This is a genomic window from Granulicella sp. WH15 (assembly GCF_009914315.1).
Lineage (GTDB): Bacteria > Acidobacteriota > Terriglobia > Terriglobales > Acidobacteriaceae > Edaphobacter.
The window spans coordinates 2,195,945-2,211,983 of the sequence record NZ_CP042596.1; the positions used below are offsets into that span (position 1 = coordinate 2,195,945).

Here is a 16,039-nt window from a genome sequence, read left to right on the forward strand (position 1 = left end):
ACGGCAAGGATCTCAAGACTCCCCTGCTATCCGTGCTTTGATCCGTTTTTATCCGTGTCAGGCTTTGTCGTTGTAGTGGGATCGGCGTTCATCCCGTGATGAGCCTCGATCAGCAGCGGGTCGGTGGGATCTGCATCCTTCCATAGCTCCTCGAAGCTCTTGTAGGCTGCTGCGCTGTTGGCCGTATCGCCGCTTGCAGCGAAGGCGCGGGCCACGCCGATCTGCGCCATCGGGTATACGTTCGAACCAATCGTGAAAGACAGTCCACGGTGCGAAAGGACCGTCTGGTAGTCGACGATGCCCAGCTCCTCCTGGTGCAGGGCCACATGCGCACGGCCACGCAACAGCGGCGTCAACGAGAGGATATCGAAGGGCCGTGCGGGCTTCAGGTACTCGATGGCCGCCGCCGGATCGCCGCGTTCGAGTGCCAGCGCACCCTTCAAGTCGGGGATGTAGTACTCGCCCACCGCAGTGCTCTGCGGATAGCGCCGCGTCAGCGTGGTCATGGCTCTTTGGGCACCGGCGGTGTCGCCGCACAGCGCCGAGGCCATACCCGCATGGAAGAGTGTGTCATGCCCCTGCAACTGCAAAGACGACTCCCCGGCCATCTTCAGCGCGCTCGGGCACTCCCCTGCCAGCGCGCGGTCGAGCGCCCCCTGCGCCAGCAGCGAAGGAGCCACCGAGAGCATGTACGGATCGCTCTGGGCCTCTTTCGCGCCATCGCTCCACACGGCGGCTCCAGCGGCCATCTGCCCCGCGTTGTCCAGATAAAGGCCATACTCCCACAACTGCGGAGACAGATCGTGCGTGCTCTTCGGGTGCTCGATGTACTGCTCCACACGGTCCTGGCGACCGGAGAGATAAGCCGCGATCAGCCCGTGGTTTGTGGCGGCTACGCCCAGCAGCCGGTCCAGTTGCGACTGCACGTGCAGCGCTGCGTCGTAGCGGTCGAGCGAGATCAGCGCAAGTTCCATCTGAAAGTAGGCGTCGACGTTCCGAGGATCGGCTATCAGCGTCTCCTGGGCGGTTTCAAGCGCCTCCGGCAGACGTCCCTGCAGACGCTGCACGCGTGACAGGGCGGTCAGCGCGTCGATGCTCTGCGGGTACTGCTGCAGCAACTGGCGGACGATCTCCGTGGCCCGCGCGTAGTTGAAGCTGGTGTTCATCTCGTAGGTGTACTGCGCCATCAACCGCGTCTGGTCGCCTGCGTTGGCTGAGCTGATGAGCGCCTTCCGCGCCGCGTCCTCAGCCGCGGTCTCCGCATTCTCGATCTGGTAGAACGTCGCCAGACGCAGCTCGGGCTGGGTAAACTTTGGGTCCAGCGTGGCGGCCTGCTGGTACGCCCCCAGAGCGTGGCCCATGTGTCCGGAACTGAGCAGCGACTCGCCCAGCGCAAACTGGTGCAGCGCTTCGAGGTTGCCGGTGGCCTCCTGGGCCAGTGGCACGTGAGTCCGGTCGATGGAGTCGCCGTCCTCGCCGATCTCGGCGCGCAGGGAGTCGGAGAGGAGATCCACGGTCGAGGCGATCTGCTGCCGGTTCGGGGCCACCTGCTCGGCTGAGCACAGCAGCTTGTCGGTGCTGGTCTCACGCAGGTCGACGTGGACGGTGTAGGGCTCACCTGCTCTCGCAATGGATCCGTAGAGGTAGGCTTTGGCTCCTAGTCGATGGGCTATCAGGCGTGCGGTTCCCAGGCCGGTGGTGTCTTCGCCGCCCAGCTCCCGCAGCGCGAGCCGGTAGTCGTCGCTGCTCTGGAGCCGCAGATAGGGCGACTGCTCGAGAGCCATGTGCAGCGCCGTTGCGATGCTGTCGTCGAAGGCCGCGTCGCCGGTGTGGTTCTCGATCACAGTCAGCACCACAGCATCGTGAGTCGTGAGGATCGCGGTGCGGAAGTGCCCGCGCTTGAGGAGCAGAAGCCCTACGGCGGCCAGCACCGCAAGCACGCTGGCGACGGTCCAGCGTACCCATCCCGGTCTTGTGGAGTACGTCTTCTCTCCGGTATTCGAGAAGATGGAGCCACGCGTATCCGGCGGTAGAGGACGGTCCTGTGCCGGAGCCTCGCGCGGCGTGCGCACGCGCGGAACCGCGGCGACAGCCTTGCGCAGCCAACTGCTTCCGGATTTAGCACTCGATTTGTTACTAATCTTGTCGCAGGGCGTGCTGTCGAGCTTTTCGAGGGCCTCGCGCAGCTCCTGCGCGGTCTGGAAGCGGGCCATGCGATCCTTGGCCAGCAGGCGCTGAATGATCTCGGCGAGATCGCTCAAGGGAGCTTCGCTCCATTCCCGGATCGGCTCAGGCGCGTGGTTCAGCAGCTTCACGAAGACGCTCGCGCTGGTGTCGCCGGAGAACGGAATCTGCCGCGTTGCCATCTCGTACATCACCGCGCCGAGCGAGAAGAGGTCCGAGCGCGAGTCCAGAACCTCTCCCCGCGCCTGCTCGGGAGAGATGTAGTAGAGCGTCTCGGGAGCCTTCCCCTGCACCCGCGCGGATTTGCCTGCCTGGGTGACTCCGAAGCCCAGCACCTTGGCCTGCGGCAAGCCCTGCATAGTAGTCAGAAAGATATTCGACGGCTTCAACTCGCGGTGCACGATGCCCTTCGAGTGGGCCGCGCCCAGGGCATCGGCGACCTCCTTCGCGATCGCCACCAGCTCATCGGGACGGATCGGTCCACGTGCGATCCGGTCCATGAGCGACTCACCCTCCAGCAGCTCCATCGCCAGATAGATCTCGCCGTCCAGCTCGCCTATGTCGAGAATTGCGCAGATGTTTGGGTGGTGCAGCGCGGCGGCGGCCCGCACCTCACGCATCTCCGTCGCAGTATGTCCGCCGCCCAAGATCCTGAGCGCCACCTCATGCTGTGAGCGGTTATCCCGCGCCCGGAAGAGCGCATCCGTGCCACTGCCCTCCCGTTGGACGGGGTGGTCCAGTCGAGCCAGAATCTCAAATGGCCCGAATCTCTGGCCCACAACGGGAATCATCAATATTTCTCCTCGGCAGCTTCGCCGGAGTCGAATTCTCGGCTCATGCAGTCTCGGGAACACGGTGTGAAGCGCAGTGTTGTGTTTGGCATGAGTATATCTACCTCATACTCATACCACGGAGAACATCCCATAGACTCTACCGCGAGCGAGCCTCTTTCGTCCGTGTTCTACGACAAACATCTTTCGTCCATGATCCACAACGTTCCTTTACGATAGATCTGTGAGCCACGCCCCCTACCCCCTGCGCAGAGTGTCCGGTCAGACCCTGCTGTTTGACGCAGACGACACACTTTGGGAAAACAATATCTACTTCGAGCGGGCCATCGCGGCCTTCATCTCCTATCTGGACCACCAGGTGCACACTCCCGAAGAGGTGCGCGAGCACCTGAATCACTGCGAGCGCGCCACCATCGCCGAGTACGGCTACGGCCTGCACAGCTTCCGCCGCTCACTCGTCGACTGCTTCGAGCATCTCTCGAACCAGCCCATCACGCCTGAGCGCCACGAGCGCATCGTGAGCTTTACTCATGCCATCGCCGCGCAGGAGATCGAACTGCTGCCCGGCGTGGCTGAGACGCTGGCCGAGCTATCCACGCGCCACCGCCTATTGATGGTTACCAAGGGAGACCGAGACGAGCAGCAGGGCAAGCTGCAACGCTCCGGCCTTGCCGGCTACTTCACCGCTGTGGAGGTGCTTGCCGAAAAGCACGAGGGTGCCTACCGCTCGCTGGCCAGCCACCACGCCTGCGAGCCTGCCATGACATGGATGATCGGCAACAGCCCTAAGTCCGACATTAACCCCTCGCTGGCCGCTGGGCTGCATGCCGTCTTTATCCCGCACGACTTTACCTGGGTCCTCGAGCACGAGGTGGTCAACGCCGCCCCCGCCGGGCAACATCTGCTGGAGCTTTCGAGCATCACTGCCCTGCTCGACCACTTTTAGCCGAAACTTTTTTGTTCTAACTCGTTTGCGGCCAAGATCTCCACAACACTCCAGGCCAAAACGGATGCTATACTAAATTTCGGATTGCACGTCACAACTGATCGCTATTAGCGGTCGGCTTCAATGCGGAGGTGGCGAAATTGGCAGACGCACTAGCTTGAGGTGCTAGCGCCGCAAGGCATAGGGGTTCAAGTCCCCTCCTCCGCACCAATCCACCCATAAGCACCAACAATAAAGAGCAAAAAGCAGGCTGCCCAGAGACGGGTGGCCATTTTATTTTGCGACGGGGCTTTCACCCCACACCCCAGCCAGCCGTGATAACTCCGCCCCGTTATACAAGTTGAACGAATGCAGTATGATCTCTTCGTCGAACAATCGTAATAATTTTGGGTAGCGAAGAATGACGACTTTCCATGACGGAGTGCTCCCTACTACATGAATCATCTCCGCAGCATTTTCTGCTCGCAAAGACTCCCGTGGCTCAGCTTCCTGCTCGCGATCGCAGCCTTTGCCTATGCGCAGAGCCCAACACCCCCGGCCGCCACCGCGCGCAGCCGAGGCACCGTCGGCTCGCAGGGGCCGCTGCCGGTACACGCTGCCTTCACTCCGGCTCAGGTAGCGAGCGGCGGAGCCTCGTTCCAGCAAAACTGCGCCTTCTGCCACGGCAAAGAGGCGGGCGGCGGCGAGAGCGGCCCGGACCTGACGCGTTCGAAGCTGGTCACCGCCGATAAGAACGGCGAAGGCATCGGCGACGTCATCCGCAGCGGCAGGCTGGCGAAAGGGATGCCCCGGTTTAACCTCTCCGACACGGAGATCACCGACCTGGTCGCCTTCGTCCATACCCAGCAGGACAAGGCGATGTCGCAGACAGGGACCCGCAAGGGCGTGGACGAGTCGGACCTCCAGACCGGCGACGCCGAGGCAGGCAAACGCTACTTCAACGGCCCGGGCACATGTGCCCGCTGCCACTCGGCGACCGGCGATCTGGCCGGTGTGGCGACACGCTACCAGGGCCTGAAGCTGGAGCAGCAGATGCTCTATCCCAGGGGCGTTCCCTCCAAGGTGACCGTCACGTCCGCGGGCAAGGTCTTCACGGGCCAACTGGCGTATCTAGACGAGTTTGCGGTCGCCCTGGTCGATTCCAAGGGGATCTACCACTCCTGGTCTACCGGCAAGGTCAAGTACACCGTCGATGCTCCGGTCAACGCGCACGTCGATCTGCTCAGCAAGTACAGCGACGATGACATCCACAACCTGATGGCCTATATGCAGACGTTGAAGTAAAAGGGATTGTTCATGAAAGCTCTGAAGCACGCCTTGCTTGCCTCCGTCCTCGCGTTGAGCGCCACCCTGTCGCCGCATTCTCTGCTGGCGCAGGGCGCGGACGCCGCGATGTTGCTGCATCCGCCCGCCGATAGCTGGCCCGCTTATCACGGCGACTACTCCGGCAAGCGGCACAGCTCGCTAACCGAGATCGCGCCGCACAACGTCAGCAACCTGACGCTGGCCTGGGCCTTCCAGACCGGGATGAGCTCCGATCTGAAGTCATCGCCGATCCTCGTCGATGGCATCCTTTACTTCACCATCCCGGACAATATCTGGGCCATCGACGCACGCACCGGCCACGAGATATGGCACTACACCGCGCCGCCGAACAAGGCGTTTCACATCGGTCATCGCGGCGTCAGCATCCTGAACGGGTGGATCTACTACATGTCGTCGGACGCTCACCTGCTCTGCCTCGATGCGAGGAACGGCAAGGTGCGTTGGGACGTCGTCGTCGCCGACTATACCAAGGGCCAGTGGGCCACAATGGCTCCTCTCATCATCGGCAAGCATGTGCTGGTGGGCGTCTCGGGCGACTTCGATAACCTGCAGGGCTTTGTGCGCTCCATCGACGCGGATACGGGCGCGACGCAGTGGCAGTGGAACGCCACTGCCCCACCCAATACGCCGGGCCAGACCACCGGCGGCAACGCATGGCTCACGGGCACCTACGATCCCGTCCTGAACCTGGTCTACTGGGGCACGGGAAATCCGTCGCCGGTATTGAACGGCAAGCCTCGGCCTGGGGACAATCTCTATACATGCAGCATCGTCGCGCTGAACCCCGAGACCGGCAAGCTGGTCTGGGCCTTTCAGCCCTCGCCGCACGACACGCACGACTGGGACGCGGTAGAGATACCGATTCTGGTCGATGGAGACTTTCACGGCCAGCCGCGCAAGATGCTCTTGCAGGCATCGCGCAACGGCCACTTTTTCGTTCTTGACCGAACGACCGGCAAGAACCTTCTGACGACCACCTTTGGCCCGGTGAACTGGACCCTCGGCATCGACAAGGACGGCCGCCCCATCCCGAACCCCGCGAAAGAGCCTGCTCCCGACGGTCGCCTCATCGCACCGGATGAAGCTGGCCTGACGAACTACCGCTCACCGAGCTTCGACCCCAAGACCGGCCTGATGATCGTCAGTGCAGCACCCAGCTACAGCATCTACTTCGCCAAGCCCGCGGACGGCACCTACGGCTGGGCGGGCGCGGACTACAGCCTGTGGAGCAAGGGCGTGATCGAGGCCATCGACTACCAGACCGGCAAGATACGCTGGAGCCACGATTTGGGCGAAGGCCGCTCCGGCGCGGGCATCCTGACGACCGACTCCGGCCTGACCTTTACGGGAGATAACAACGGAAACTTTCTTGCGCTGGACACCAGCACAGGCAAGACGCTCTGGCACGCGGGCTCGGGAGCACACATCCTCAGCCCACCCATCACCTATGAGCTTGACGGCCACCAGGTGGTGCTGACCAGCAGCGGCAGTGTGGTCTTTGCCTGGAGCTTGCCCCTATCGGGCGAGGTTAGATCGTCAGGTAGAAAAAATAGTAACTAAAACAGTTACATGGATGGTTTCATCAGGAGATACATCATGAAGAAGGTTATGCTACAGCTCTTTGTCGCAGTGCTCTGTCTGTTGACTCTTCCGGCGTGGGCGGCTCCCCCCCGCATCCATGTGATGATCCTCGATGGCGAGAGCGCCGCCACCTATCACAACTGGCGCGTGACCACGCAGGTGCTGAAGAAGGAGCTGGAAGAAGTCGGCTTCTTCGACGTGGATGTACTCACAGCGCCACCAGCCGGTGGCGACTTCAGCAGCTTCAAGCCCGAGTGGAGCAAGTACCAGGTCATCGTCTTCAACTACGATGCTCCGGATGATCGCTGGTCGGCCGATATCAAGACATCGTTCGAGACCTACATCAAGAACGGCGGGGGCTTGGTCACGGTTCACGCCTCCGACAATGCGTTCCCCGGCTGGGTGGCCTTCAATGAGATGATCGGCGTGGGCGGCTGGCGTAAGCGCGACGAGAATGCGGGGCCGCACTGGTTCTACAAGGACGGGAAGCTGGCATCGGACCCCGGACCCGGCAAGGCGGGCCACCACGGCCTGCGCAAGCCCTTCCTGATGACCGAGAGAACCCCCGAGCACCCGATCATGAAGGGTCTTCCGAAGACGTGGATGCACCAGAACGATGAGTTGTACGACAACCTGCGCGGCCCCGGCAAGAACATGACCGTTCTCGCGACCGCCTACTCGGACCCCGCCAACTCCGGCACGGGGTTGGACGAGCCGATGCTGATGGTGCTGAGCTACGGCAAGGGACGTATCTTTCACACGGCCTATGGCCACGACGCGTTCGCGCTCAGCTCGATCGATGCCGTCGTAACATTCCAGCGCGGCGTGGAGTGGGCGGCAACCGGCAAGGTCACGCAGAAGCTGCCGACGACCTTCCCCACGTCCAACACGGTCAGCTACCGTTCGGATCTGGCGGCTATGGACCCCAACTCGGTCAAGGGTGCCAATCCTCTGGACACTCCCGCTAAGGCAAAATAGTTACAGCAAAACAGGAGCAGACGGATGAAGACGATGAAGGGGCCAGGCATCTTTCTGGCACAGTTCGCAGGCGATGCAGCTCCATTCAATACTCTGGACTCGATCGCAGCGTGGGCGTCAGACCTGGGCTACAAGGGCGTGCAGATTCCCGCCTGGGACGCTCGCCTGTTCGACCTGAAGCTCGCGGCGGAGAGCGCCGACTACTGCAATGACTTGCTTGCCACCCTCAGCAAGCACGGGCTTGAGCTAACGGAGCTGTCGACGCACCTGCAAGGTCAGCTGGTCGCCGTGCATCCGGCCTACGATGCCCTCTTCGACACCTTCGCGCCCGTCTCCGTCCACGGCAATCCCTCCGCGCGCCAGGCCTGGGCTGTGGAGCAACTCCACTTTGCCGCGAAGGCCTCGAAGAACCTCGGTGTGAAGCAGCACGCGACCTTCTCGGGCGCGCTGGCGTGGCCGTATCTTTATCCTTGGCCGCAGCGTCCGCAGGGATTGGTAGAGACGGCTTTTGGTGAGCTGGCCAAGCGCTGGAAGCCCATCCTCGACGTCTTCGACGCCAACGGAGTGGACCTCTGCTTCGAGATTCACCCCGGCGAAGACCTGCACGACGGAGCCTCCTTTGAGATGTTCCTCGATCTTCTCCACGGGCACCCGCGCTGCAACCTTCTCTTCGATCCTAGCCACTTCGTCCTGCAGCAGCTCGACTACCTCCACTACATTGACCTGTACCACTCGCGCATCAAGATGTTCCACGTCAAAGATGCCGAGTTCAACCCGACTGGCCGTCAGGGTGTCTACGGCGGCTTCCAGTCCTGGGTCAACCGCGCTGGCCGCTTCCGCTCCCTCGGCGATGGTCAGGTGGACTTCAGCTCCATCTTCTCCAAGCTGACCCAGTACGGCTTCGACGGCTGGGCCGTCATGGAGTGGGAGTGCTGTATCAAGAGCGCGCAGCAGGGAGCCTTTGAGGGCGCGCCGTTCATCCAGAGCCACATCATCGAGGCCGCACAGTCGACCTTCGACGACTTTGCCGGAGCGAGCGTAGACAAGGTGGCAATCAACAAGCTGCTGGGCCTGAAGGCGGAGGAGTAATGAGCGAGGCAACAAAGCTGGACCGGCGGTTGCGCCTGGGAATGGTAGGCGGCGGACCGGGAGCATTCATCGGCGCGGTACACCGCACGGCGGCAAGGCTCGACGACCGCTACGAACTGGTCGCCGCAGCACTCTCCTCCAATCCCGAAAAGTCCATGACAGCGGCGAAGGAGCTGCACATCCCCCGCGCCTATGGCAGCTTCCGCGAGATGGCTGAGGCCGAAGCGGCAAGGCCGGACCGTATCGACGCGGTCTCGATTGTCACCCCCAACCACATGCACTATCCGGTGGCGAAGGCCTTTCTCGATGCGGGCATCCATGTCATCTGCGACAAGCCGCTGACGACCACCATCGAAGATGCCGTCGACCTAGCCAACAGCGTGGAGCGTACCGGGCTGATCTTCGGACTGACCCATACCTACGTGGGTTACCCGATGGTGCGGCAGGCACGCGAGATGGTGCTAGGCGGCGAACTCGGAGCCATCCGGATGATTCAGGTGGAGTACGCGCAGGACTGGCTCTCGACCTCGCTCGAAGACAGCGGACTGAAGCAGGCGGAGTGGCGTACCGACCCTGCGCGCAGCGGCCCCGGTGGCTGCCTCGGAGACATCGGCACGCACGCCTTCCACCTTGCCTGCTTCACCACGGGCCTCACCTGTGATTCCATCGCGGCCGATCTCACGACCTTCGTCCCCGGTCGCCGGGTCGATGACAACGTGCAGGTAATGATGCGCTTCGCGGGCGGCGCGAAGGGCAGCCTGTGGGCCTCACAGGTGGCTCCGGGCAACGAGAATGCAGTGCGGCTCCGCATCTATGGCGAGAAGGCGGGGCTGTCCTGGGAGCAGGAGAACCCGAACTACCTCACCTTCACCCCGCTGGGCGAGATGCCCCGGCTTATCACTCGCGGCGGACACGGTGCTGGAGCAGCCGCAGGCCATTCCACTCGGGTTCCCTCAGGCCACCCCGAGGGCTACTTCGAGGCCTTCGCGCAGCTCTACACCGATATCGCGGAGAGAATCACGGCGAAGCTCGAAGGCCGTTCACCCGATCCTTACTCCTTGCTCACGCCTGGAGTGGAGGACGGTGTCACCGGCATCCGCTTCATCAACGCGGCGATCAGCTCTTCGCAGCACAACTCGACGTGGACTCCTCTGTAGCCTCCCCGCACGCCGCACCCTAAACAGGCTGCGGCGTGCGGAAGTATCGTTTGTAAGCCGAGATCCAATCGGACGCGATCTGATCCTGCGCCGAAGCGAGATCGAGCTGCCCGCTACAGACCATCTGGTGCAGGCGGTCCTCCAGCGCATCCTTAGCGTGCGCGTTCCAGACAGTCGCATCATAAGGCTCGGGCCACAGATTACGGATATCGTCCGTACCTCCAAGCTGCGGATTTATCAGATAATCCACCTGATACTTCCCTTCCGCAGCGGTGGTCATGCCGTACTCCTGAAAGACAATCCTGCGCTTCGAAGCAGGTACCGATGGGTCGAGATCGTCGCTGGCCGCAGGGCATATCTCCGCCAGCTTGACCGGCCGCGTGGCCCCCGGGGTGAGTTGTTTATTCGGAATCGGAAGCGTTACACGAGAGCTTGCTTGCAGGTTGCCTGGTTGCACATAATGCTTGAGCACAGGCGCAGCCATGATGCCGATCAGCAGTGCGGCCAGCAGAGACACACCATAGCCAGGAACAAGACGCCGCAGGAAGAAAGGTGCTTTGTTTGCATCTTGAGCCTCAAGCTGAGCCTTGAGCTGCGCCCTTGGTCCTGTACTCGAAGACAACTGGGCATCAAGCTCCGTATGATGCAGTGCGATTACATCGTCGATTGCCGCCTGAAGCTCTCTCATGCGCGTCTCGCACTCGGCACATAGCTCAAGGTGCTCTCGAAACGACTTCTCCGCTGCTCGATCTATCTCGCCATCAGCCAGCAGCAAAAGTTCTTCGTCCGTAAGATGAACCGGTTCAGGAATCATCGCCTACCCTCCGTGCGCGCCAGGCGGGCGAAGGTGCGCGCAAGTGAAGTCGACACTGAGCCCAGCGAGATGCCGAGCACCGCGGATATCTCTCGATACCGCAGCCCCTCCGCACGCAGGCGCAGGCAGTGCTGATCCATCTCCGGCAGCACTCGCAGGACCGCCCGCAGTTGGGCCTGCCGCTCGCTCGAAAGCAGCAGCTCTTCAGGATTGGGAGACGGGTCCAGCCACAGGTCTTCGGCGGGAGCGTCCACCTCGTGAGCCTGGCTCCGCTGGCGTCTTCTCAGGGCCAGGTTATGCGTCACGCGGAAGAGCCAGCCATGCAGGTTGCTGCGCGAGCCGTTTTGCCGCAGGTGCTGGAAGAGAGCGAGAAAGACCTCTTGAATGGTGTCTTCAGCATCGTGAATCGAAAGGCCGAACGAGAGCGCATAACGCAACAGCGGCGCTCTCAACTCATCGAAAAAGCCGAGGACCTCACGGTTCAGTAAGGATACCGACTCCGGAGCAGCATCATTCGCTCGCTGAAAAGAAAAGAGAGAGGTCGCGGATGAAGACGGAAGTGTAGGCATGATCGACAATCCATAATGCAACAGTCGGCAGGTTCCAGCATAGCCGAGGAGCATCCTTAAATAATTTGCAAAAGATGCTGAACAGATTTGGCCTGATCGGAATATCTCGGAAGAGACGGTTAAAATCCAAAGATGTGGTTGACCGAACCAACTCAACCCGGCATCTCCCGCAGCATCCTCGTGCTGCGCGTCTGCGCCGCTCTGAGTCTTGCGCTCATCATCGGCTGTAAGCCTGTCAGCGACCACCCCATTGGCACGCCCGTCACGATCAAGGCTCCACTAGGGCTTCCCCCCGTACCGATCCCGCCCGGCAATCCCCCCACAGCCGACACCATCGCGCTGGGTCGCCTGCTCTTTTACGACAAGCGCCTCTCCCAGGACAACACGCTTGCCTGCGCCAGCTGCCACAACCCGCAGATCGTCTTCACGGACGGCCTGCGCTTCTCCCTCGGAGTCGGCGGCAAGACGGGCGTGCGCAACGCGCCCACCATCGTGAACGCCGCCTATACGCCCTTCCAGTTCTGGGACGGCCGCGCCGCCAGCCTGGAACTGCAGGTCGACGGCCCCATGACCAATCCCATCGAGATGAACCAGGCCCACGATGTCTCAATCGCCAAGCTCTCCGCCGACCCCGCCTATCGCGATCTCTTCCAGCGAGCCTTCGGACCAGGCGGCATAACCGTCGGCCGAGTCGAAAATGCGCTCGCCAGCTTCGAGCGCACGGTCCTCAGCGGCAACTCCGCCTTCGACCGCTATCAGTACGGTGGCGACAAGACCGCCATGACCCCGGCCCAGATCCGCGGTCTGGCGGTCTTCATCGACCCCACCAAAGGCAACTGCGCGACCTGCCACACCATCGGCAGCCACGACGCTCTCTTCACCGACGGCAAGTTTCATAACACCGGAGAAGCCGTTGGCGACGATGGCAACTTCAACGACGTGGGCCGCTTCCACGAGACCAAGGTTGCAGCCGACGAGGGAGCCTTCAAGACGCCGACGCTGCGCAACGTCGCCAACACCTCGCCTTACATGCACGACGGCAGCCTGAAGACACTCAAAGAAGTCGTAGACTTCTACGCCGGGGGCGGAAACTCAAACCCTAATCTCGACCCCGAGATGAAGAAGATCAACCTCACCGGCCAGGACCGCACCGACCTGGTAGAGTTCATGCGGGCGCTCACCGGCGAGCGTCCTCCCAATGTCGGCCCGCCGCAAAGATAGTAAGGTGGTAATGCCATGAGATTCGTTTTCCCGCTCAGCTTCTGCCTCGTATGTGCCGTCATTTTCTTCTCAGGATGCTCGAGTAAAGAGAAGCCGAGTACCCCTGTGGCCGTAAGCACTCCGGCACCCACTTACTTCAAGGTAGATCCTTCCACTGCGGGCGCGGTTACGGGTGTCGTTCACTTCAATGGCCCTCTGCCGCCGCGCAAGCTCATCGACATGAGCAACGATCCTGCCTGCGTGGAAGCGCACCACGGCAAGGCTTACGACGAGTCGCTTATCGTCCATAAAGGCGCGGTCGCCAATGCCTTCATTTACATTCAAAAGGGCCTTGAAGGCAAGACCTTCGAAGCCCCCGCAACGCCCGTCACCATCGAGCAGAGCGGCTGCTGGTTCCGCCCGCGCGTCTTCGGCATCCAGACCGGGCAGGTGCTCAAGGTCGTGAACTCCGACCCCGTCACCCACAACATTCATCCCATGGCACAGATCAACCGCGAGTGGAACCACAGTCAGGGCCCCGGCGACGCTCCGCTCATCCGCCGCTTCCTGAAACCCGAGGTGATGATTCAGGTCAAGTGCAACATCCATAGCTGGATGCACGCCTTCATCGGTGCCGTCGACAATCCCTACTACGCAGTCACCACCGAGGACGGCACGTTCAGCATCGCCGATCTTCCCGCCGGCACCTACACCCTTGCCATCTGGCAGGAGAAGCTCGGCACTCAAACGCAGCAGATTATCGTCACTCCCCACAGCACCACCAGGGCCGACTTTACCTTCAAAGGAAAATGAACCATGTCAAATGCAAAATATGTACTGCTGGCTGTTAGCGTAGCGCTGCTTCCCGTCGGCTGCTCGAAGAAGTCGGCAGCGCCTGTCGTCGAGTCGGTCCCGGAGTCAACGGCCCCGCGCATCTACGTCACGAATGAGGTCTCGGGCGATATGACCGTCATCGACTCGGGCACCCTGAAGGTCATCGCAACCGTGCCCCTCGGCAAGCGCCCACGCGGTATCCACGCCAGCCCCGATCACAAGACCCTCTACGTAGCACTCAGCGGAACCCCCATCGCCGGACCCGATGTGGACGAGAGCACTCTGCCCCCAGCCGACCATAGCGCCGACGGCATCGGCGTCTTCGACGTCGCGCAGAACAAGCTGGTCCGCATCATCCACGGCGGCTCCGACCCCGAGAACTTCGACATCAGCAAGGATGGCAAGCAGCTCTACATCTCGAACGAGGACGTCTCCGAGGTGAGCATCGTCGATACGGCATCCGGCACAGTGGTCAAGGCGCTGAAGATGGGCGGCCAGCCCGAGGGCGTGAAGGTCTCGCCCAACGGCAAGCTCGTCTACGTCACCTCCGAAGAGGACGGCACCATCGCGGTGCTCGACCCCGCCGCAGGCAAGATCATCACGACCTTCAAGGTCGGCCATCGCCCGCGCAACGTGGCCTTCACGCCCGACGGCACACGCGCCTACATCAACGCCGAGAACGACGGCACCGTCGTCGTAGTCGATGCCGTAAAACACAAGCCCATCAGGACGATCAGCATCGGCAAGCCCGGCATCATCAAGCCGATGTTCGTTCTGCTCTCGCCCGATGCGTCGAAGCTCTACGTCAGTACCGGGCGCGGCCACCAGGTCTTTACCGTCGATACCGCAACCGACAAGGTACTCGGCTCAGTAGAAGTCGGCGCGCGCCCCTGGGGGATCACACTCTCGCCCGATAACAAGTCCCTCTACTCCGCCAACGGCCCCTCCAACGACGTCTCCGTCGTCAACCTGGCGACCAACACCGTCACACAGAAGATCCCTGCCGGAAAAGGTCCGTGGGGGCTGGTCGCCATCGAGCGTTAATCGGCATCGAAGAGTACACAGCCTCGTTTCCGAGCTGCCGATAGATCCCCTATGAACGAATCCGGCCCAGTGCTCTCTCCTCCCCCTGTATCCGATTCCGCAAAGGCCGCGACGCACCTGCTCCCGTGGCTCGTCGCGGTCGCATTCTTCATGGAGTCGCTCGACACCACGATCCTCAACACCGCGGTCCCGGCCATCTCCGCGGCCCTCGGCGTCACACCCCTCAGCATGAAGGCCGTGCTGGCCAGCTACACGCTCAGCCTCGCGGTCTTCATCCCCATCAGCGGCTGGATGGCCGACCGCTTCGGCACCCGCCGCGTCTTCGCCTCGGCCATCGGCCTGTTCACTCTGGGGTCGTTCCTCTGCGGCATCTCGGGCAACATCCACCTGCTCGTCGCCTGCCGCGTCCTGCAAGGCTGCGGCGGAGCCATGATGGTCCCGGTCGGCCGCCTCACTCTGGTCCGCACCTTCGCCAAGTCGGACCTGCTGCGCACCATGAGCTTCGTCTCCATTCCCGCGCTGGTCGCGCCCATGCTCGGCCCCATCGCCGGAGGCCTCATCGTGGGCTATCTGCACTGGCGCTTCATCTTCTTCCTCAATATTCCCATCGGCCTCGTCGGTCTGATCTTGGTCTACCTGCACCTACCCGACTACCGCGAAGAGAACACCCCACCGCTTGACCTTGTCGGCCTGATTCTCTTCGGCTCGGGCATCGCACTGCTCTCCTACGTGCTGGAGATCTTCGGCGAGCACACCCTCAGCTCACGCGAGATGTCCGGTCTCCTGCTCTTATCGCTTGCGTTGCTGGCAGGCTACGGAGTCCACGCCCGCAGCCTCGAGTTCCCTCTGCTCCAGCTTCGGCTCTTCAGCATCCGCACCTTCCGAGCCTCGGTAAGCGGTAGCTTCTTCACGCGTCTGGGAATCGGCGGCGTGCCCTTCCTGCTGCCGCTGCTCTATCAGGTGGGACTAGGCTTCACGCCCATCCAATCGGGCCTGCTCGTGATGCCCCAGGCGCTCGCCGCCATGAGCATGAAGGCCATCATGCCGCGTCTCCTCAGCCGCATCGGCTACCGCGGCGTTCTAGTCTCCAACACCATCATTCTCGGCATCCTCTTGATGGTCTTTGCCACGATCGGCCTGCACACGCCGGTCTGGGCCATCGTCCTGCAAGCCTTCCTCTATGGAGCCTTCACATCTTTGCAGTACTCCAGCATGAACACGCTGGTCTACGCGGACATCACCGAGAAGGACACCAGCAGCGCCAGCTCCATCGCCAGCACGATGCAGCAGATGTCGATCAGCTTCGGCGTGGCCACGGCCGGACTGGCGACAGCCTTCTTCGTCCCCAGCACCCACAACGACCCGGCGCAGATGATTCAGGGCATTCACAAGGCGCTCATCGCCCTCGGCGTCCTGACCATTATCTCCACCGTCGTCTTTCGCAGCCTGAAGACCGGAGACGGCGACGATGTGAGCCAGCACAAAGCAATTCACGCGGGCTGATGACGCTTGGTTCAAGGTCATCA

At 62.0% G+C, this 16,039-nt stretch carries 13 protein-coding genes and 1 tRNA gene; 11 read left to right on the plus strand and 3 right to left on the minus strand.

Annotation, left to right across the window (positions count from 1 at the left end; genetic code table 11):
• Positions 1-26: 26 nt before the first annotated feature.
• Positions 27-2,975 carry a serine/threonine-protein kinase gene (locus FTO74_RS09230; RefSeq protein WP_162537885.1) on the minus strand — a complete coding sequence of 983 codons (2,949 nt, stop codon included), beginning with the start codon at positions 2,973-2,975 and terminating at the stop codon, positions 27-29.
• 223 nt (positions 2,976-3,198) lie between these two features.
• On the opposite strand from FTO74_RS09230, the gene FTO74_RS09235 reads away from it, so the two are divergent.
• The 7 genes from FTO74_RS09235 (at position 3,199) to FTO74_RS09265 (ending at position 10,052) form a co-directional block, all read left to right on the plus strand.
• Positions 3,199-3,921, plus strand: coding sequence for an HAD hydrolase-like protein (locus FTO74_RS09235; protein ID WP_255462593.1), 723 nt, complete (start codon positions 3,199-3,201; stop codon positions 3,919-3,921).
• A 125-nt stretch (positions 3,922-4,046) separates the two neighbouring features.
• Positions 4,047-4,131: transfer RNA gene (locus FTO74_RS09240), tRNA-Leu, on the plus strand.
• Between the two features lie 225 nt (positions 4,132-4,356).
• A complete protein-coding gene (locus FTO74_RS09245) occupies positions 4,357-5,205 on the plus strand; it encodes a c-type cytochrome (RefSeq protein ID WP_162537886.1) in 849 nt (282 codons plus the stop codon).
• Between the two features lie 12 nt (positions 5,206-5,217).
• On the plus strand, positions 5,218-6,807 hold the full coding sequence (locus FTO74_RS09250) for an acido-empty-quinoprotein group A (protein WP_162537887.1): 1,590 nt from the start codon (positions 5,218-5,220) through the stop codon (positions 6,805-6,807).
• Positions 6,808-6,843: 36 nt separating this feature from the next.
• Entirely contained in the window at positions 6,844-7,806 is a 963-nt protein-coding gene (locus FTO74_RS09255) for a ThuA domain-containing protein (protein ID WP_162537888.1), read from the plus strand.
• Between the two features lie 24 nt (positions 7,807-7,830).
• Entirely contained in the window at positions 7,831-8,895 is a 1,065-nt protein-coding gene (locus tag FTO74_RS09260) for a sugar phosphate isomerase/epimerase (RefSeq protein WP_162537889.1), read from the plus strand.
• Positions 8,895-10,052: a Gfo/Idh/MocA family oxidoreductase gene (locus FTO74_RS09265; protein ID WP_162537890.1), complete on the plus strand. Its 1,158-nt coding sequence runs from the start codon at positions 8,895-8,897 to the stop codon at positions 10,050-10,052. The genes FTO74_RS09260 and FTO74_RS09265 overlap by 1 nt, the downstream gene beginning before the upstream one ends.
• Positions 10,053-10,071: 19 nt before the next feature.
• Here FTO74_RS09265 and FTO74_RS19510 read toward each other — a convergent pair whose 3' ends face one another.
• Both FTO74_RS19510 and FTO74_RS09275 read right to left on the minus strand, forming a co-directional pair.
• The gene (locus tag FTO74_RS19510) at positions 10,072-10,866 is read right to left on the minus strand and encodes a hypothetical protein (protein WP_220399113.1); all 795 of its coding nucleotides are present in this window, start codon (positions 10,864-10,866) and stop codon (positions 10,072-10,074) included.
• A complete protein-coding gene (locus FTO74_RS09275; protein WP_162537891.1) occupies positions 10,863-11,435 on the minus strand; it encodes a sigma-70 family RNA polymerase sigma factor in 573 nt (190 codons plus the stop codon). Before FTO74_RS09275 ends, FTO74_RS19510 begins: the two co-directional genes overlap by 4 nt.
• A gap of 132 nt (positions 11,436-11,567) precedes the next feature.
• Between FTO74_RS09275 and FTO74_RS09280 the strand changes: the two genes are divergently transcribed.
• The 4 genes from FTO74_RS09280 to FTO74_RS09295 all read left to right on the plus strand — a co-directional run bounded on the left by FTO74_RS09280 (position 11,568) and on the right by FTO74_RS09295 (position 16,016).
• On the plus strand, positions 11,568-12,656 hold the full coding sequence (locus tag FTO74_RS09280; protein WP_162537892.1) for a cytochrome c peroxidase: 1,089 nt from the start codon (positions 11,568-11,570) through the stop codon (positions 12,654-12,656).
• Between the two features lie 105 nt (positions 12,657-12,761).
• A complete protein-coding gene (locus FTO74_RS09285; protein ID WP_255462594.1) occupies positions 12,762-13,448 on the plus strand; it encodes a carboxypeptidase regulatory-like domain-containing protein in 687 nt (228 codons plus the stop codon).
• A 3-nt stretch (positions 13,449-13,451) separates the two neighbouring features.
• Positions 13,452-14,513, plus strand: coding sequence for a beta-propeller fold lactonase family protein (locus FTO74_RS09290; protein ID WP_162537894.1), 1,062 nt, complete (start codon positions 13,452-13,454; stop codon positions 14,511-14,513).
• Positions 14,514-14,564: 51 nt separating this feature from the next.
• Positions 14,565-16,016: a DHA2 family efflux MFS transporter permease subunit gene (locus FTO74_RS09295; RefSeq protein WP_162537895.1), complete on the plus strand. Its 1,452-nt coding sequence runs from the start codon at positions 14,565-14,567 to the stop codon at positions 16,014-16,016.
• The last annotated feature ends 23 nt before the right edge of the window (positions 16,017-16,039 follow it).